This is a genomic window from Corynebacterium poyangense, from assembly GCF_014522205.1.
Lineage (GTDB): Bacteria > Actinomycetota > Actinomycetes > Mycobacteriales > Mycobacteriaceae > Corynebacterium > Corynebacterium poyangense.
The window spans coordinates 683411-701679 of record NZ_CP046884.1 but is presented as its reverse complement, the minus strand read 5'-3'; the positions used below and the strand labels follow the sequence as shown (position 1 = coordinate 701679).

The 18269-nt window shown below is 52.1% G+C and carries 22 protein-coding genes; 13 read left to right on the top strand and 9 right to left on the bottom strand.

The genetic code is table 11. The annotated features are described in order from the left end of the window. Positions 1–403 precede the first annotated feature (403 nt). Together GP475_RS03325 and GP475_RS12635 are read left to right on the top strand one after the other, a co-directional pair. Positions 404–664: a WhiB family transcriptional regulator gene (locus tag GP475_RS03325; RefSeq protein WP_187975241.1), complete on the top strand. Its 261-nt coding sequence runs from the start codon at positions 404–406 to the stop codon at positions 662–664. Between the two features lie 112 nt (positions 665–776). Further along, positions 777–851, top strand: a complete 75-nt coding sequence (locus GP475_RS12635) for a 50S ribosomal protein bL37 (protein ID WP_374957137.1) — start codon at positions 777–779, stop codon at positions 849–851. 95 nt (positions 852–946) lie between these two features. Here GP475_RS12635 and rsrA read toward each other — a convergent pair whose 3' ends face one another. After that, positions 947–1198 carry a mycothiol system anti-sigma-R factor gene (gene rsrA, locus GP475_RS03320; RefSeq protein ID WP_187975240.1) on the bottom strand — a complete coding sequence of 84 codons (252 nt, stop codon included), beginning with the start codon at positions 1196–1198 and terminating at the stop codon, positions 947–949. A gap of 2 nt (positions 1199–1200) precedes the next feature. Continuing rightward, positions 1201–1812: a sigma-70 family RNA polymerase sigma factor gene (locus GP475_RS03315; protein ID WP_187975239.1), complete on the bottom strand. Its 612-nt coding sequence runs from the start codon at positions 1810–1812 to the stop codon at positions 1201–1203. An 82-nt stretch (positions 1813–1894) separates the two neighbouring features. Here GP475_RS03315 and ybaK point away from each other — a divergent pair, with 82 nt between their 5' ends. After that, entirely contained in the window at positions 1895–2398 is a 504-nt protein-coding gene (gene ybaK, locus GP475_RS03310) for a Cys-tRNA(Pro) deacylase (RefSeq protein WP_187975238.1), read from the top strand. Here ybaK and GP475_RS03305 read toward each other — a convergent pair. Continuing rightward, the gene (locus GP475_RS03305) at positions 2376–3041 is read right to left on the bottom strand and encodes an SOS response-associated peptidase (protein WP_187975237.1); all 666 of its coding nucleotides are present in this window, start codon (positions 3039–3041) and stop codon (positions 2376–2378) included. The two genes, ybaK and GP475_RS03305, sit on opposite strands and share 23 nt — an antisense overlap. 48 nt (positions 3042–3089) lie before the next feature. On the opposite strand from GP475_RS03305, the gene aroA reads away from it, so the two are divergent. After that, entirely contained in the window at positions 3090–4418 is a 1329-nt protein-coding gene (gene aroA, locus GP475_RS03300; protein ID WP_187975236.1) for a 3-phosphoshikimate 1-carboxyvinyltransferase, read from the top strand. Continuing rightward, positions 4411–5427, top strand: a complete 1017-nt coding sequence (gene rsgA, locus GP475_RS03295; RefSeq protein WP_187975235.1) for a ribosome small subunit-dependent GTPase A — start codon at positions 4411–4413, stop codon at positions 5425–5427. The genes aroA and rsgA overlap by 8 nt, the downstream gene beginning before the upstream one ends. A 66-nt stretch (positions 5428–5493) precedes the next feature. On the opposite strand, the gene GP475_RS03290 is transcribed toward rsgA, so the two are convergent. The 3 genes from GP475_RS03290 to GP475_RS03280 all read right to left on the bottom strand — a co-directional run bounded on the left by GP475_RS03290 (position 5494) and on the right by GP475_RS03280 (position 9486). Then, positions 5494–6783 carry a fatty acid desaturase family protein gene (locus GP475_RS03290; RefSeq protein ID WP_187975234.1) on the bottom strand — a complete coding sequence of 430 codons (1290 nt, stop codon included), beginning with the start codon at positions 6781–6783 and terminating at the stop codon, positions 5494–5496. Positions 6784–6797: 14 nt separating this feature from the next. After that, on the bottom strand, positions 6798–7856 hold the full coding sequence (locus tag GP475_RS03285; protein WP_187975233.1) for a ferredoxin reductase: 1059 nt from the start codon (positions 7854–7856) through the stop codon (positions 6798–6800). Positions 7857–7980: 124 nt separating this feature from the next. After that, entirely contained in the window at positions 7981–9486 is a 1506-nt protein-coding gene (locus GP475_RS03280) for a PucR family transcriptional regulator (RefSeq protein ID WP_187975232.1), read from the bottom strand. Between the two features lie 149 nt (positions 9487–9635). On the opposite strand from GP475_RS03280, the gene gabT reads away from it, so the two are divergent. The 5 genes from gabT to GP475_RS03255 are packed head-to-tail and all read left to right on the top strand — an operon-like array spanning position 9636 to position 15841. Beyond that, positions 9636–10970: a 4-aminobutyrate--2-oxoglutarate transaminase gene (gabT, locus tag GP475_RS03275; protein WP_187975231.1), complete on the top strand. Its 1335-nt coding sequence runs from the start codon at positions 9636–9638 to the stop codon at positions 10968–10970. 38 nt (positions 10971–11008) lie between these two features. Further along, positions 11009–12469, top strand: coding sequence for a flavin-containing monooxygenase (locus GP475_RS03270; protein ID WP_187975230.1), 1461 nt, complete (start codon positions 11009–11011; stop codon positions 12467–12469). A gap of 1 nt (position 12470) precedes the next feature. Continuing rightward, entirely contained in the window at positions 12471–13454 is a 984-nt protein-coding gene (locus GP475_RS03265) for an alpha/beta hydrolase (RefSeq protein ID WP_187975229.1), read from the top strand. Beyond that, positions 13447–14736 (top strand): YkvI family membrane protein, encoded by a 1290-nt coding sequence (locus GP475_RS03260; RefSeq protein WP_187975228.1) that lies wholly within the window; start codon positions 13447–13449, stop codon positions 14734–14736. Before GP475_RS03265 ends, GP475_RS03260 begins: the two co-directional genes overlap by 8 nt. Then, the gene (locus tag GP475_RS03255) at positions 14723–15841 is read left to right on the top strand and encodes an alcohol dehydrogenase catalytic domain-containing protein (RefSeq protein WP_187975227.1); all 1119 of its coding nucleotides are present in this window, start codon (positions 14723–14725) and stop codon (positions 15839–15841) included. The genes GP475_RS03260 and GP475_RS03255 overlap by 14 nt, the downstream gene beginning before the upstream one ends. Before the next feature lie 168 nt (positions 15842–16009). Here GP475_RS03255 and GP475_RS12465 read toward each other — a convergent pair whose 3' ends face one another. Continuing rightward, on the bottom strand, positions 16010–16153 hold the full coding sequence (locus tag GP475_RS12465) for a hypothetical protein (RefSeq protein WP_262485226.1): 144 nt from the start codon (positions 16151–16153) through the stop codon (positions 16010–16012). A 264-nt stretch (positions 16154–16417) separates the two neighbouring features. Here GP475_RS12465 and GP475_RS12460 point away from each other — a divergent pair, with 264 nt between their 5' ends. From GP475_RS12460 to GP475_RS12450, 3 genes are all read left to right on the top strand, one after another. Next, a complete protein-coding gene (locus GP475_RS12460; RefSeq protein WP_224399864.1) occupies positions 16418–16561 on the top strand; it encodes a hypothetical protein in 144 nt (47 codons plus the stop codon). 157 nt (positions 16562–16718) lie between these two features. Next, entirely contained in the window at positions 16719–17081 is a 363-nt protein-coding gene (locus GP475_RS12455) for a hypothetical protein (RefSeq protein WP_224399863.1), read from the top strand. A 2-nt stretch (positions 17082–17083) separates the two neighbouring features. After that, a complete protein-coding gene (locus GP475_RS12450) occupies positions 17084–17335 on the top strand; it encodes a hypothetical protein (RefSeq protein WP_262485225.1) in 252 nt (83 codons plus the stop codon). A gap of 11 nt (positions 17336–17346) precedes the next feature. Here the strand turns inward: GP475_RS12450 and GP475_RS03245 are convergent, their stop codons facing one another. Together GP475_RS03245 and GP475_RS03240 are read right to left on the bottom strand one after the other, a co-directional pair. Beyond that, complete coding sequence (locus GP475_RS03245; RefSeq protein ID WP_187975226.1) at positions 17347–17853, bottom strand: DUF6912 family protein; 507 nt, start codon at positions 17851–17853, stop codon at positions 17347–17349. A gap of 2 nt (positions 17854–17855) precedes the next feature. Then, on the bottom strand, positions 17856–18266 hold the full coding sequence (locus GP475_RS03240; protein ID WP_187975225.1) for an HAD-IA family hydrolase: 411 nt from the start codon (positions 18264–18266) through the stop codon (positions 17856–17858). Positions 18267–18269 lie beyond the last annotated feature (3 nt).

The window sequence follows — 18269 nt, the reverse complement described above, 5'->3', positions numbered from 1 at the left end:
CAATTTGACAGGCTTAGGCAAACGTGTTCTCAGCGCCTCCGAGAATAAGTGCTGGTGACGTCACTCTTCTTCTCAAAAATATCAAGAATATTAGGATAAGCTTAGCTAGCGTGCACGGCTTACGATTATCCATGCCCTGTGAATTAGATCTCAGTTTTAGGTAAAACTCTAGAAAACTTTTGGCAGACGTGTCATGATCTTTTCGTAACAGAGAGATCGACAACCGCTCGATCCTCGGCTGGATCATGCCGTTAGAAGCATTCCACCTCTGCGGAGGGGTAACCGCCCGCGTTTGAATGCTTTTCTTTCCTGATCAACCCTCTACCCTAGGGTTGGCCTTGGCATGCTAGTCGCACCCCTATGCTGCCCGCGAATAGACTTCAATAAAAGGAGACCTAGAAATATGGACTGGCGTCACGAGGCCGTCTGCCGTTCTGAAGATCCCGAGTTATTCTTCCCGGTTGGGAATTCCGGCCCCGCCCTAGCGCAAATTGCCAAAGCAAAGATCGTCTGTAACCGTTGCCCGGTCACCTCCCAGTGCCTTCGTTGGGCCCTCGAAACCGGCCAAGATGCCGGCGTCTGGGGTGGAATGAGCGAGGATGAGCGTCGGGCCCTGAAGCGTCGCAAGAATCGTAACCGTACCCGGTCTCGGCTTAGCGTCTAATCCCACCTGTAGATCGAGCTTTAATAGTCTCGACCAGACCTGAATTTCCTAAGCAACATCGCAGAATGTAAAATCAACCGGAATGTAATCGACCATCCTGGGAGGAGACGCTATGAGTAAGCGTGGCCGCAAGCGCAAGGACCGCCGGAAGAAGAAGGCCAACCACGGCCGTCGCCCAAACGCCTAAGATCTTCGAAACTTTTGTGATTTCGGATCACCACCGGCGAAACTAATAATCCCCTAAGGTGCTCTTACCCTAACAGGAGCATCTTAGGGGAATTCTTATTGTCGACGACTAATCCTCGTCACTCTGATCTGCATACTTATTCGTTGTCGAAGCTCTACCGGAGCTGGTGTGCAACAACAGCGTCTCACTAATTCCCTCACCTGCTCTTCAGTAAGCAATTGGGCATAGCATTCCGGACACTGTTGAATATGCTCTCTTAACCGCTGGCATTCGCTTTCACTCCGGCCGGCGTCAAGTAATTCCCAGAGTGATTCTGTGTAATCATTACACCCACAATCCTGGTTCATTCTTAACTCCCTTCCTGATCCGTGCCAATACCATGCGCCTGAGCCACTTCTTTCAACAAACCTCGCAGCTGTTTTCTTCCCCGATGCAACCGGCTCATCACCGTCCCAATGGGAGTGCCCATGATGTCAGCGATTTCCTTATAGGGCATTCCCTCAACGTCGGCATAATAAACCACCATCCGGTATTCCTCGGCCAGCTGGTTCATAGCTTCTGCAATTTCTTTATCAGGAAGCCGCTCTAAGGCTTCAACTTCAGCAGATTGCAAGCCCGTGGAATCATGCGAGGAAGAAGAATACAACTGATAATCGGTAATCTCTTCCGCGCTGGTATGCACCGGCCGACGCTGCTTTTTCCGATAAGAATTGATATAAGCATTCGTCATAATCCGGTACAGCCAAGCCTTTAAATTGGTGCCTTTCTTGAAACTATGAAAAGCCTGAAACGCTTTCATATAGGTTTCTTGGACCAAGTCTTCGGCATCGGCCGGGTTTCGCGTCATCCGCAATGCTCCCCCATAGAGCTGGTCAAGCAACGGTAAGGCTTCTTCCTCAAAGCGTTGGGCTAAGTCGTCGTCGACCCCACCTTGCTCAGCGGCAGCAGTCTTTTCGGACATGTACCTCCCACACCCTTTCTTTGCTGACAATGCTCATTTAGTTTAGTGCAGTTGTCAGAGCTGTTGTGGGATAATCCTGGCCATGGCGAAAAAGAAGAACAGGGCCGCCGCCACTCCAGCGATTCAGATTCTTATCGACCAGAAAATAGCGCATCACCTTGACACTTTCGACGGAGGGACAGAGCATTTTGGGGAGCAGGCGGCTAAGGCACTAGGCGGTGATCCGGCTGTGATTTTAAAGACTCTCATGGTGGACCTTGATCCTCGTCGGGCGGGTAAGCACTTGGGGGTGTGTTGTATTCCGGTGACCGCCAAGCTGAGTTTGAAGAAAGCGGCCCGGAGCTTTGGGGTGCCAAAAGCGGATATGGCTTCGCCAGCGGCTGCGCAGCGATCATCGGGATATGTGCCAGGCGGGATTTCTCCTCTTGGACAAAAGAATCCCGTAGAAACACGCATCGATAGCTCGGTGGCGAAGGCTGAAAAGATTTGGGTATCGGGCGGGAAAAGAGGACTAGATATTGCGGTCAATCCCCAAGATTTAGCGCACGTCCTCGGCGCGCAGTTTAGTGACTTACAGGCTGAATAAGGCTGGGGTCATCATGAGAAACCTTCCCGACCGCTGAAGAAACGCGTCGAGCCTCCATCTTTTCCCTTAACCCTTCCGGACTGGGGTGCAACATCTGTGTTGCTTCGGAGGCGGACCCCTGGGTCCAGGGCAAGAGTTCCTCCTGCGTCAACAAGCGGGGCATACGGTGATGTAGCCATTCCATGGGTGGCATGGCGGCGGTGGTTATGATGGTCACCGATAGTTGCTGGAGAGCGGTAGAAAATAGTGCCGCCGCCCACATTAACTCACCATCTGCATAGCTAATGAAATACGGCTTTTTATCTTTCCATTCGTAATAGCCATCCATGGGGATGACACAACGCTGGGTTGCAAAGGCCTCACGAAACGACGGCTTTTCGCGCACTGTTTCAGCCCGAGCATTAAAAAGCGGAGGTCCTAGGAGGTCTCTTTTCCAAGGCGGGATAAGACCCCATCGAGCAGGAGCTACTACTGCTTGACCAGACTGTCCTAAATCAACTGCTGCAATAGTTGAGCTAGGAGCACAGTTATATCGCGGTGGCGGTGGCCCCTCCGGGAAAAGTACCTCACGTACCCCCGGTACTGAAAGCACGCTTTCCCGTAGCTTTTCAACGGGACGAAATAAAGTGAAACGACCGCACATGGTTCCCATTATTCCTGCTGTTCTCCACCTATGATGAGGGGTGTGGATATGCAGCAACCCCCCGCCACTCAACAACCAGACTCAACCCCTATTTCGTTATGGGACGCTCCCCAAGCACAGGGACCGCTGTCGTGGACCCAGGAGATCCCAGGTTCCAAATCCATAACGAACCGGGCTTTGATTCTCTCAGCCCTAGCTAACCGGGAAAGCCATATATATGGGGCACTCGATAGCCGAGACACCCGGTTAATGATAGGGGCTCTGCAAGAATTAGGAACCCACGTTGATGTCACTGAGTCCTCTGCTGCTGGGATGGATATCCGGGTTAAGCCAGCGCCTTTTCACTCCGCCACGATCGACTGTGGTCTTGCGGGAACAGTGATGCGCTTTGTTCCACCCGTCGCCTGCTTGACTACGGGCACCGTGGTGTTTGATGGCGATCTTCAAGCTCGAACCCGACCAATGTCCACCATGCTGGACGCTCTGCGCGAACTCGGTGCCAGCGTGGTTGGAGAACAGCTTCCCTTTACGGTCTATGCCCAAGGCATACCCGACGGCGGCATGGTGAGTATCGACGCAAGCGCTTCTAGCCAATTTGTTTCTGGATTATTACTTGCCGCCCCCCGCTTCCGCTACGGCATGACTGTCCGGCACGTCGGACCCAAATTACCTAGTATGCCGCATATTGAGATGACTGTTGACATGCTGTGTCAAGCCGGGGCAACAGTACACGTGGAACCTCATCAATGGCGGGTAGAGCCCGGCGAATTAGAAGGCCGCACCTGGCGGGTGGAACCCGATCTCTCTAATGCCACTCCCTTCCTGGCGGCAGCGGCTATCACCGGGGGAAGAATCACTATTCCTCAGTGGCCGCTGAGAACTACTCAGCCTGGAGATGTTATTCGAAGCATCCTCGAGCACATGGGCTGTCGCGTGGAGTTAGAAGCCACTGGAGCAGATTACCGTTTGGTGGTCACTGGACCTCCCCCAAGTCAGGGGCTTTCTGGCATTCACCTCGACATGTCGGATATCGGCGAGTTAGCACCTACCGTGGTCGCCTTGTGTGCTTTGGCTCGCAGCGAGTCAAGAATCACCGGGATTGCTCATCTCCGGGGTCATGAAACCGACCGACTAGCCGCACTGAGCACCGAAATTACCCGACTTGGTGGTCAGTGTGAAGAGCTAAAGGACGGGTTAGTAATAAAACCCGCCCAACTCCACGGCGGCGTGTGGCACACCTATGCCGATCACCGGATGGCGACGGCGGGGGCTATCCTAGGCCTTGTTACCCCCGGAGTAAAGGTAGAAAACATCGAAACCACCGCTAAAACTCTGCCCGGATTCGCTCACTTGTGGGAGCAGATGATTCGTGGCTAGGGCACGTCGGCACTGGGATGACTCTGATGTCAAAATCCGGGCTCGGGGACGATCCCGCCCACGCACAAAGGACCGGCCTCGTTACCAGGACGCCAAATTTGGAATGGTGGTGACAAAAGATCGTGGCCGTTGGGGTGTGGTTTTAGACTCAGCTGACTCCGCCGATCACCGAGTGGTGTGTGTTCGCGCCCGCCAACTGGGGAGAACATCCATTGAAGTAGGAGATCGAGTTGGCATTGTGGGTGATACTTCTGGGCGCCCTGGCACCTTAGGGCGAATTGTCATTGTCCAGGAACGGCGATCAGTTCTACGTAGGACAGCTGATGATAATGACCCCTATGAGCGCATTGTGGTGGCCAATGCAGACACGTTATTGATTGTGTGTGCAGTTGCCGATCCTCCGCCGCGAACCGGATTTGTTGAGCGCTCCCTCATCGCCGCTTTCGTAGGCGGGCTTCAGCCAGTGCTGTGTTTGACTAAGTCAGACTTAGCTGATCCGCAAGATTTTGCCGGGGAGTTTCACGACCTAGCTATCCCCGTGGTGACCTGCGGTATTGGGGATGATTTAGGACCACTTATGGAACTTACCCATCAGAAGGTGTGCTGCTTGATAGGCCATTCTGGAGTAGGGAAATCTACACTGGTTAACCGTCTTATCCCCGACGCACACCGGGCTACCGGAGAGGTTTCCGGGGTGGGCAAAGGACGCCATACCTCGACACAGTCAGTAGCCATCCCCTTTAATGATGGTTGGATCATTGACACCCCCGGTATCCGATCCTTCGGACTAGCGCATGTTGATGCAGAAGTTGTCCTCCGCGTTTTTGATGACCTCCATGAGGCGATTCAGCAGTGTCCTCGAGGTTGCAGCCATCTCGGCCCACCAGCGGACCCAGAATGTGGCCTCGACACCATCAATCCAGATTCGCCCAGCGGCCGGCGAGTACGCGCAGTCCGACGCCTCCTCGTGTCACTTCGCTCCACCCCGGAGTGGGAGCGGGAACATTAGTTCTGCTCCCACCATGACCTGATAGTGCGGTCACCGGGATGTCGTTCACCTCATGCGCGATGGAGTTTAGTTCCCCAGCCGACGTTGTGGAGTTCGGCCAGAAAAGTTCAAGACCACGTCTTTGACCGAGGGGCGAAGTTTCGCCAACATCCCCAAACCGGTTTTCAGGCCGGCTCGTACGCCATGCTCATCAGCACCGATATGAAGCTTTGGCTCCACCCCGAACTTCTCAAAAGCTCGATTGGTTCGCACTTCCGGCGCATTATCCGGATCTGCTACTAAGAAGCGGTTAGGAAGAGTGAGTTTTAACAGTGTCCGCTGTACTTTGAGTAGCTGCTTCGGGAAGGAATCCACATTATAAGGAAGGTCATACTCGGCACAGAGGACCTGCACCTTTTTTGCCACCTCAGCTAAGCGATTAGACGGCATATCCGGGTAAAGGTGATGCTCAATCTGATAATTGAGATTTCCGGAGAGGATAGTCAGGATCTTCCCACCGGTGAAGTTCGCCGAACCAAGCATCTGGCGCAAATACCACTCATCATGGGTTTCTTCCTGATACTGCTCCTTGGTGAAAGTCTCCGCCTCATCTGGGAAATGTCCGCAGAAAATCACCGAGTATGCCCAAACACTGCGAATAAAGTTGGCGGTGAGGTTAGCAGTGATGGTGTGCCGGAAATTAGGCCCGGAAAGCAAGGGATAGAGGACGTAGTCGCGCACTGTTTGGCGCCCTACCTTAGAGAGCGTTTCAAAGAACTTCGGTGAAATGTCTTTCCACTGCGCACGGCCGGTGAAGAACCGACCGAATTGGACATCATAGAATCCCACAGCCCACTGGAAGAGTGCCGCGAGAGTGACGTTTGTTAGCGGCTGGAGGGCATGGAATTTTGCCCATTTCCGATCTCTCGTGACCCGCAAAATCCCATATCCCACGTCATCATCCATTCCCAGGATGTTGGTGAATTTGTGATGAACGAAATTGTGGGTATGCATCCACTGGGACGAGGGACACACATTATCCCACTCCCAGGTGGAGGAATGAATTTCCGGGTCATTCATCCAATCCCATTGGCCGTGCATGACGTTGTGGCCAATTTCGAGGTTTTCCAAAATCTTTGAGAAGCTCAGTAGCCCGACACCCGCAATCCATGCTGGGCGCTTAGAAGAAAAAAGGAGACTGATGCGTCCTGCTATCTCTAAGCTTCGTTGGAACCTAATCAGGTTCCGGATATATTTTGCGTCGCGCTCACCAAGATCAGCGTTTACCTCGGCCTCAATCTCATCCAACCGCTTCCCGATTTCTCGAATATCGTCATCGGTTAAATGGGAATATGCTCGAATATTGTCAATAGCCATTATCTATTTCTCCCCTATACGTCAATGCTGACATCGCCCGCAGCTACGCAGACGCACGTCCTGATTCTTTCCCCAGCACCATGATGTTCACCGGTTCGGAGATTCCTGACCGTACCTTCATGAACTTGGCGGACACAGGTTTGGCAAATCCCCATCCGGCAGCCAAATGGCATCTGCACTCCGGCTGACTCGCCTGCCTCCAATAAGGTGGTCGCACCGTCGACCTTGATACTGCCACATTCTTCAGCTCCGCCTTTGAGGAAAGTGATTTCCCCACCTTCAGCATCGCTTTCTCTATTTAGGGTGAAATGCTCGGTCCTGATCTCAACTCCCTCTGCTTTCGCCCAGTTTTCCAGGTCTACCAGCATTTGTTCCGGCCCACAGGCGTAGATAACCCGTTCGGTTAAGTCCGGAATGAGATCATGAATGCTCTCCGGCGATAATCGCCCCTGCTCACCGGTGATATGGATGGTAGCACCCCAGTCATGAAGAACATCCTCAAAGAGCACATCCTCGGCACTGTGGGCTGAATGCACAATCACCACATCAGAGTGAAGTCCCCGGTCTTTGATAGTACGCAACATAGAGACCACCGGGGTCACCCCGGACCCAGCAGTAATAAAAGCTATTTTGGCCGGAAGAGGATCACTAAGGTGGAAATCGCCAGCCGGAGCCGCAAGCCGGATAGCTTGTCCCGGACGTACCGAATTCACTAAATGGTTAGATAATTTTCCACGTTCCACAGCTCGGACGGTGATAGCAAATAACCCCTTGGCCGTTTCTGGAGATGAGGTCAAGGAATAACTTCGCCAAACGAATCGACCATTTACTGGAACGCCAATTCCGATGTATTGTCCTGCATGAAAATCAACCGGGACGCCCCACCCCGGCTTGATCACCAGATGCACGGTATCGGCATGTCCACGATCAACTGAGATTATCTGGCCCCGCAGTTCCCGTTTTGACCATAAGGGATTGAGTAATTGCGTGTAATCATCCGGCAAGAGGGGCGAGGTAAAACGACGAAGTACCCCTCGGACATGGGCTAATCCATCGCGAGTTTTTGCGCTCATAGGTGGCGAAAGCCCCTTTCAAACATGAGAAGAAAATGTGCTTACGGTTTGGTAGCTTACGCTAACGTAGGTAAAATTGTCGAGTGCCATCCTCGAAAAAAATCACCCCCCCCCAGACATAGGCTTAAGCACACTCACAGGAGTGCGCCACTATGAGCAATTCTGCACGCGTGACTGGATCCTCTAAATCAACCTCAATGAGCTCCTCAATCTTCGCCAACCGCTTTGACACCGTATGTCGGTGAATCTTCAATTCCCGCGCGGTGTGGCTAAGATTGCCAACATTGCGCAAATAGGCCTCCAGGGTGCACCCCAAATCCTCCCCCGCACCATCCAACCTGCCCCAGGTCTCTTCATTACGTTTTTTCATGGCATGTTGAACTGGCCTTTCCTGCAACCAATCAAGACCTGATTCCTTGGGACCAATGCACCCACCTATTCGAGCCCTCAAAATAATGCGCTCTAATTGATGCAGAACATCAATCTCCAATTCATCCCAATTCAGCTGCCCGCCCACAGCTAAACGCGCATCCCCTAATACGGATTGAAAGAGATCAATGATCTCCTCAGGAGTTCGATCCCCCCGGAAAATCATAAAGACAGAACAATCATCAATATCCAGGGAGAACAGCAACCGCCCGGCGCGCTCTAGGGACTGATCTACCGTCTTCATGATTCGAGACACCCCTCGGGCGGATCTTCCCTTAAGAAGTGCAGGCCTAACCTTCCCCTCGCTATCGGCCACACTGTGAAAAATCTTAGTTCGCACCTGCCCTGGCTCCACATTGAAACCCAGTTGCAGGGCTAACGCTAAGGAATTTAACTCTTGGTGAATTGCCCTATACCGTTGAGGCCGAGCCACAATTAACTCAGCTAGTCCCGCACAATGCCGCAATAGCGCACGGCTTTCCGTCGCAAAAGCCTGAGTAGATACTGCAATGAGCATGAGTGAGCGTTCTCCAAAGGCATCAATCTTCTGCCCTATTACCGTCAAAGGTCCGACGCGTTTAGCCATATCCCCGGGCGACTCTTGGATCCAGTGTCGAAGCTGATCCATAGAAAATTCCGGGACCTGGTTATTGCGGACTTCAGCACTAACCCGTCCGTCATTGTCCATCAGCACCAGGTGAGCATGAAGATTTTGGGCACCTACCTTGAGGAGGTTCTCCAAACCACCGCTATTGGCTGCGGTATTTAACTGCCGTTGGGCTTCAAGGAGAAGCTCTCGGCGCTGATTACGCTGGCGGGACAATTCCTCTTGGACTTCATGAAGGACCTTAATAAAAGGAACTTCGAGAGAGATAGAGAAGAGCGCTACACCTTCCTCTGCAGCTGCTTCCCGCATTGATTCCGGAACTGAGGGAAAAACTACCTCCACCCCAAATCCGATACCTGATACCCCGGCACGGGCGAGTTTCCGAACATGGTCAGCCAGCGCCTCTGGCCTGGATCGGTAAGCAATTCCGGTAAAGAGGACAACGCATCCACCAACGAGAAACTCCCCCGGCTCTTCAAGCTCACACGGATGAATGACCGAAAACTCTTGACCTTCATCATGGTGAATGGTGATCCCCAATTCACGTCTACTCGCTAACCACTTGAGAGTCACCGCTGCATGATCCGAGTCCATGAACTGGGGCTTTACCAAGGATTGTGAGCGCATCTCTAGGGTCCATTCTGTCGTTTCCTCTGAAGAAATTTAACCACAATGTCGCTATAACTTAGGTCACCTTCTATCAAATAATGATCTTTGCCACAGAATTCCGAAGAGGGAGAGTTATGCATTCGCAAGAGAATCCCATTGAACAGAAGCGGATAGTCCGCACTACTATTCCAGGCCCTCACAGCCTTGAACTGGAGAAGCATCGAGAAGCCAATTGCGCTCAGGCCTTAAAGCCCGGCCTTCCCGCATATATTGTTTCTGGCGATGGCGCCATCTTAGTTGACGCGGATGACAATCAGCTGATTGATTTTGCCTCCGGCATTGGCGTGACCAATGTGGGCAACCGGAATCCTCAGGTGAATAAAGCCATCAAGGAGGCGGCTGATCATTTCACCCACACCTGTTTCCTCAACGTTCCCTACCAGGGCTTTGTTGACGTGTGCGAAAAACTCAATGCTATTGCTCCCGGCGCATCGGAAAAGCATAGCGCCCTATTCTCCACTGGGGCCGAGGCTATTGAAAACGCCATTAAAATTGCCCGCAATTACACGGGCAAAAATCGGGTAGTGGTTTTTGACCGCGCATTCCATGGCCGTACCAATCTCACCATGTCCATGACGGCAAAGCACAAGCCCTATAAGGCAGGATTTGGCCGGCTTGCTGGCGATGTTTATCGAATCGCCGGTTCTTACCCCTTGCGTGACCAATTAAGCGGTGAAGAAGCTGCGGAAAAGTCCATCCGCCACATCGAACAAAATATTGGCACTGAAGACCTCGCCTGCATTGTCATCGAGCCTATCCAGGGCGAAGGCGGATTCGTGGTACCTGCACCCGGCTTCCTCCCGACGCTCCAAAAATGGTGCAAAGATAATGATGTCCTCTTTATCCTTGATGAGATTCAGGCCGGCATTGCACGAACCGGGCAATGGTTTGCCTCCAATCATGAGGAACTCGAGCCTGATCTCATCACCATTGCTAAGGGTGTGGGTGGAGGAATGCCACTTTCTGCCGTCACCGGAACCAAAGAGGTCATGGACGCCCCAGGCCCCGGTTCTCTAGGAGGCACCTATGCCGGTAACCCCATCGCCTGCGCGGCAGCCCTCGCCACCCTTTCTTATATTGAAGATCATCAGCTCTTGGAGCGTGCAACTGCCATCGAAGGAATCATTCGCGAAGAATTAGAACCCCTGCTCGAAGCAGACATGGTGGCTGAAATCCGCGGCCGGGGCGCCATGATTGCCCTCGAGTTCTCCACCGCCTCTGGCGCTCCCGATCCTGAGCGAACTGCAGCTATCGCGGCCCACTGTCGCTCCCAGGGAGTCATTGCATTGACCTGCGGTATGGACGGCAATGTCATTCGCCTTCTACCTCCGCTGGTCATTGAAGAAGACCTGCTGCGTGATGGCCTCAATGTGCTCCGTGACGGTATCACAAAGACCTTCTCCAACTAATCATTCATCTCCACTATCTTCCTTAAGGATGGAATTTCATGTCCCAGAATCATGTTTATGATGCAGTCATTATCGGTGCCGGTTACGGTGGCTTAGGCCAGGGCGCCCAGCTTACCCGCGATGGAGTGGAAAACTTCCTCATTCTGGAAGGGGCCGAGCAAATTGGCGGCGTGTGGCGCGATAATAACTATCCTGGTGCTGCTTGTGATACCCAGGCTCTCATCTACTGCTACAGCTACTTCCTGAACTTGGGAGTATCTCGGATGTTTGCCGGTCGGGATGAAATGCTTGGTTACCTCATCGCGTTGGCTGATGAGTTCAATCTCCATGAGCATATTCAGCTCAACACCAAAGTTGTTTCTGCCGAGTGGAAAGAAGACTCTCATCTCTGGGAGTTCACCACCAACAGTGGCGAAAAGATCTATGGTCGCACCTTCGTGGGCGGATGGGGTCAGCTTTCGCAGCCGAAGATCCCCGATTTCCCCGGTCTCCACGACTTCCAGGGTGTTATGTTCCACTCTGCGCAGTGGCGCCATAATGTGGACCTTAAGGGCAAGAAGGTGGCCGCTATTGGCAATGCGGCATCAGCCGTGCAGTTTGTTCCCGAGGTTGCCAAGGAAGCTGCAAAGCTCGCCGTATTCCAGCGTTCGGCCAACTATATTCTTCCCCGGAACCAGATCATTTTCTCTGAGGAAGAGAGCAAAGAATTCAAGGAGCATCCGGGGTCTTATCAAAAGATCCGTGATGAAATCCATGAGATGCGCGAGGCAGGCTTTGACCGTACCCGTAAAGGAACAGCGGCAGCTGAAGAAGGTATCCAGCAAGCCTTGGAACACCTCCACAACCAGGTCAAAGATCCTGAATTGCGGGGGAAGCTTACCCCTACCTTCGCTTTTGGTTGTAAGCGCATTTTGCGTTCTGATGATTTCTACCCGACTTTCAACCGGGATAATGTCACGTTGGTGACAGAAGGAATTGATTCCTTCACTAAGAACGGTATTCGTACCGTTGACGGCGAAGAGTATGAATTTGATGTCATTATCTTCGGTACCGGTTTCTACAGCCAGGCTTTCCAGGGTGACCTATGCATCCTGGGTCGTGGTGGGGTTGACCTTAAAGAGCGTTGGGGCAATACCCCGGAGGCCTATTTGGGTATGACTGTGGATGGGTTCCCCAATATGTTCCTTCTTTATGGCCCGAACACCAACCTGAACCACCACTCTGTCGTGGCCATGTTGGAAGCCCAGGACAACTACATCAGCCAGGCTGTTCAATACCTGCAGCAGCACCCGGAGCAACCCCTTGATGTTTCGGAAAAGGTGCTGTGTGATTTCAATGAGAAAATCCAAGGCGACCTGGAAAAGTCCGCATTCTCCGCAGACTGCTCCTCCTGGTATAAGAACTCCGAGGGAGTTGTTATCAACAACTGGTCCGGGAATGTTGCTGAGTATCATGCTCTGACCAAGACTCTCAATCTCAGCGATTACGGGGTTGGCTAAAATGGAACGCCGTATTGCACAGGATGCCTGGAGAGCTCTCAAGCCCTTTAGAGATGCCGGTTCTCAGTCTTTTGAGAGTTTCCCTATTCCCGAGGTAAGGAAGAATTATATCTCCTCTTCTTCAAAGAATGGTCTCCAGGATCAGGATCCAGAGTTCACTGATTATGCGGTAGCAGATTTTCAGGTCAGAGTTTATGAACCCCGCCCTGCTCAACATCGTGAGGAAGCTACCCCAGCCATCCTCTTTTTCCACGGTGGTGGTTGGTTGATGGGGAATCTTGAAACCCATCACTCTCTCGTCCGACGTCTTTCCCTGCTCACTGGCTTACCCGCCGTTGCAGTGGATTATCGTCTAGCCCCTGAGCACCTCTACCCCGCAGCCATTGAAGACTGCCGTGAGGCCCTACGGTGGTTAAGCGATGCTCAGGAAAGCCATCAACTCACTGTGGAATCAGTGTGCTTAATTGGTGATTCCGCAGGTGGACAACTGACAGCCATTCTCGCCAATGAATTCAGTCAGGATGATTCAGTAGCTGATATCAACAGCCAAGTGCTCTTGTATCCCATCACTGATATCACCACAGAAGGTATTGAAAGATCAGCGTCCTATCAACGCATCACTGGGGGGTTCCCGCTGACCGCCCACACCATGCGGTGGTTTATTGAGACCTATGTTCCCGAAGGCCAAGACCGTTCTGCAGCGGATTTGAGTCCACTTCGGGCTGAACTGCCGGAGAACCTCCCCCCTGCTTACGTTGTCACCGTAGATAATGATCCTCTTGCCGATGAAGGTGGACAATACGCTCTTGCCTTAGCTCAGCACGGTTGCGATGTTACCTACCGTCACCTCGCCGGCTATCACCATGGGCTTTTCACCTCGGCAGGGGTAATCCCCCGGGGTGAGGAAATGACCACAGAAGTTGCAGAGTTTATTCGGAAGCACAGCGGCCAAAAAGCGAGGACAGTTAAGGAGAATCATGCTTAAAAGATCTCTTGAAATAGCCATGGCCTTTATTGGCATCTTGGTTGGTGCCAGTTTCGCTTCCGGACGTGAAGCCCTACAGTACTTTGTTGCCTTTGGTAACTGGGGAGTTTTAGGCGCCGTCCTCACCTCCATTGCAATAATGATTTCGGGTATCACCATTCTCCAATTAGGCAGCTATCACCGGGCGAAAGAACACACCAGTGTTTTTGAAGCCATTTCTGGCCCGGTGACCTCAAAGATCATGGACATTGGCACCATGGTGACCTTGTTCTGTATTGGTTTGGCCATGTTTGCCGGAGCCGGCGCGAATTTCAAACAGCAATGGGGAGGGAGTGAATGGATTGGCGCAACAATCCTTCTGATTCTGGTTCTTCTCACTGGTCTTCTCGACGTTCACAAAGTGACGCTGGTTATTGGCGCTTTCACCCCCTTTATTATCGTTCTCATTAGCTTAGGGGCCCTGTGGACCATCTTCCATGCTCAGCCGGATTTCAGCACGTTGCATGAAAAGGCCTTAGAGATTCCTACCACTCTCCCTAATTGGTGGGTTTCTACTATCAATAGCGTCGGTCTCCAAGTGATCGTCGTGGTTTCAATGGCCATTGTTATTGGTGGCAATTTCATGGATTCCCGTGAAGTAGGAATTGGTGGAGTTGTTGGCGGGTTTATCTTCCTTTTCCTCTTAGGGTTACTTGTCGGTTCCATGTATCTGTCTGTGGATACAGTCATGGAAACTGAGTTGCCCATGCTCGCGATGCTGACACATATCCATCCTTATTTGGGGACGGTTATGGCCTTCGCTATCTATGGAATGATTTTTAATACCGCCATCGGAATGTTTTACGCCTTGGCTAAACGGCTATCGAAAAACCGCCGCCAGGACTTTTATAAGATTTATGTCATTGTGGTCCTCATCGGCTTTGTCATAAGCTTCGTTGGGTTCAGTAATCTCATCGGCTATGTTTATCCAGCCTTGGGGTATATCGGCATTCTGATCATGTCCATTATGGCCTGGGCATGGTGGAAGAATCGCGCAAACTTGGAGTCCGAGACTGAATTACGTCGACGCGCCCGCGAACTGCTGATCAAGCGTTTTGAAGATAAAGAGCATCTCACGCTGGAAGAAAAAGCTGAATTACGCGCAATCGCCAAAAACTCTAATATTCCGGAATCCGAATTCATCCGTGAAGTGATGACCGAAGTGGATACGACGACAGCGACTGAACTACCGACAACCGGAACCCCTCTGTCTGAGAAAGGCAAAGAAAATGCAACCTCCTAGAGTTATCCGAGGAGCCGTGCTAGAGCATTCTGGGCTCGCTCAACCCTATGCGGAATCACGACCTATTTCCATCAGTGAGGTGGAATTGGCGCCACCCGGGCCGGGCGAAGTATTGGTGAAAATCTCTGCCGCTGGTCTATGCCATTCTGACCTTTCCGTGGTCAACAACAATCGTCCCCGGCCACTGCCCATGCTCTTAGGCCATGAATCCGCCGGCACAATTGTGGAATGCGGGCCAGGCGTCGAAGATTTTCAGGTTGATCAGCATGTGGTGATGACTTTCCTCCCGCGCTGCGGAAATTGTGCTGGTTGTGACACCAACGGGATTATCCCCTGTGAGGTTGGTTCAGCAACCAATAATGAGGGAACTCTTCTTGGGGGCGGTCGCAGGCTTTCCCGCCATGGTGAAATAGTCCATCATCACTTGGGTGTGTCTGGTTTCGCCGACCACGCCGTAGTTTCCACTCGCTCCATTGTTCCCATTGGAGATGACGTCCCCTGGGATATTGCCGCGATCTTTGGCTGTGCCATTCTTACCGGTGGTGGTGCGGTTCTCAATGAGATCAAACCGAAACCTACCGACTCCATTGCTGTAGTTGGACTGGGAGGTGTGGGCATGGCAGCTGTAATCACCGCAGCAGCCTTGGGCGTGAAAAACATTGTTGGCATTGACATGCAAGAATCCAAGTGCCAAAAAGCCCTAGAACTTGGTTGTTCTGATGTAGCGACCCCCATGGAGATAGAAAAGAACGGTCAACGTTTTAGCGCCGTGGTGGAGGCCGCAGGCCACCCCAAAGCCCTAGAAACCGCGTTTAAAATCACCAAACCAGGGGGCATGACAGTAACCGTTGGCCTCCCAGCACCCAACTCCATACTGCAAATTGACCCCCTGGCAATCACCGCTGAGGCACGCCGACTCCACGGCAGCTACCTTGGCTCCGCTGTCCCGGCCGTTGATATCCCGAAGTACGAAAAACTTTGGCGTGCTGGCAGGCTGAATGCTGAAGGATTGGTTTCCTCACATATTCGCCTCGAAGATATCAACCAGGCAATGGACAACCTCGCTAATGGTCTGGCGCTACGTCAAATTATCGACTTTGATTAAGCCTCTTCACTGTGGAAAAAGCCGTTTGTGTCTAAACAAATTGAAGATGGCATAGGAAAACCCTCCCCCCATTGGAAGATGGGACCCTTCGAAATTCGGCTGCCCTTTATGCACGAGCTGCTAGAGCTGCCGGATTTCGCCTAGGGCCTATTCATGTGTGTGGTGGACTTAGGCGCCATCCCGCTCATGACCAAAGCGTTGGGAATGCCCTTTAACGTAGCGCTTGCCGTTGTCATGCTCAACGGATTGCTTTACCTCACGCACCACCTGTTGGGGAGATCCGGTGGTTTCCGGGTGGATCACCCCAGCCATCCCACTCCGCATTGTCTATGTGCAGGATTTCCCCGAGGGACCCGAGCGAGTGTAGTTTCCAGCTGATTCTCGGCGTATCTAGTATCACCCTTGGTCTAACTGGATTAGCCAGCGAAGCGGTCAGAGTTGTGTCCCCTCAGGATTAAGAGCAGGAATTGTTCCTGGGGCTGGTTTAGCTGCCATCATCTCCGTCTTTAAAGATGATGGACGTTTCCATTCCTTCCCCATCACCATCACTATCGCGATACTTATCGCCTTTTCCTGATGTACTCCAAGTTCTTCGCCACCTTAAGGCAACGCGCTGTGGGGTGGAGATTCGTCGCCTTCCTCGGCATTATTCCTTCCATTTTTGCTGCGGTTTTCATTGCGCCACTTGTCGGTGAAGCCCAATGGCCCGAAATTGGGTGAGGCTTTTCCCAACCAGATCTCCTCACTCTATAGAATGAATACACCATTTTTGGTTTAGGTTTCCCGCCACTCATCATGTTCATTACCACCATTCCTACGGTATTGGCGACCTATATTGTGGGCTTTAGTCATGTGTTTCAAGCCAAAGCGGTTATTCATGAAGCTAACCACGTGCGAAGAGATGAAGAGGTTGTGTACCCCCAACCGTGCCCACTTGCTTTTTGATGGCAGAAATGCCCTCAAGAGCATCATCGGGACAGATGGTGCCATGTGCGGTCCGTTCTGGGCAGCCATGCACGTGGTGGTTGTGAAACGCTACAAACAAGGTAAAAGGGCCATGCAGTCAGTTTTCTGCGGTGCCGGCTCATTCCTCTGGGGCACAGACTGTGGTCTCCTTCTCCTTCCCGTTGTCACCTTCGTAGAACCCATCCTGGCCGTAGGGCTAGCGCTGACTCTCATCATCCAAGGTTTCGTTAGCATCCGGGTTGGCATCATGGAAGCCCCAATCAAAAGGACCTAGGCATGGCTGGAATCCCCGCCGGTGTTCTTGCTATTCAAGGCACGGCGTGGGGATTTGCGGCTGGAACCCTGCTCCTGATCATCATTTACGGTAAAGAAATGTTCAATGAAGAAAAGACGGCACAATTCGTCCCTTCGATGAAGTCAACACCAAACAAAAGTTCAGCGATGCTACAAAAGGCTTCACCAAACTCGCGGAACTCAATGATGGCGATCCGCACAAATAAGAAACTGACTCTCTCCCACCCGGGATGAGTGCCAATTTTTTACATCAATTCAATGAGGAAGGGTAATTCTGTGGGGTCATAAAAGGCCATAAAATTATCCAGCGCATCCCCCACAATTAGTTCAGCATCCTCAACGCCCAGATCAGATTCATCAATCACTTCAATGGCCTTGGCCGTTGCAGCCTCTGATTCCTCAATATCGATATGAATAGCCGCAAGTTGATCGACGCTAATGCGAGCCGGCCGCAATTTCACCACGGAGTCCCCTAACTCTGGATCAGGATCAACCTGCTCATCAGGCAGATCCACAGACACCACCACACGACGATGCGGGAAGGTATTTTCATCGCCGATAGCTAGCAGACGAATGGAGGCCTCTGCCGCGTCCTGGAACGCAGCGTGCGCGATTTCTTCATCATCACCGTGGTCATAAAAATCACGGAGTGCCTGGGTTAAGGCAAAACCATAACCTGAACGCGCATACATTTCTCCAGTTTCCTTCAAACCGCTGAGCATAGTGAAGGTCGCCGGCAGATAGACCCGCATTATTAGAATTCTCCCTTAATATCAAAGATATTAGTGATCTCCACTACGGAGCGATCAAATTGCTGATAAAAGACTCCCACCAAACCTGCCTCCACAGCAGCCCGGACATTCAAAATAGAGTCATCAACCAACACACAATCATCTAAGGGCAAATCCAAAGCATCAGCCGCTGCCTGGAAAGCTGCGGTTTCTGGTTTTTCAGCTCCGATTTCTCCGCTTAATAACACCGCATCGACTACCCCGCGGTACTCCCACTCACGAATGGGTTCAGCTGCAGGACCGCCCGGGTCATTAGATAAAATCGCGGTACCAACACCATTTCTTTTGGCTTCGGCAAAAAGCGCCCGCCAGCGGCGCTGTTCTTCATCGGTTCCATCTAAGACACCGACGTAGTCGACGATCAGTCCTCGCACTGC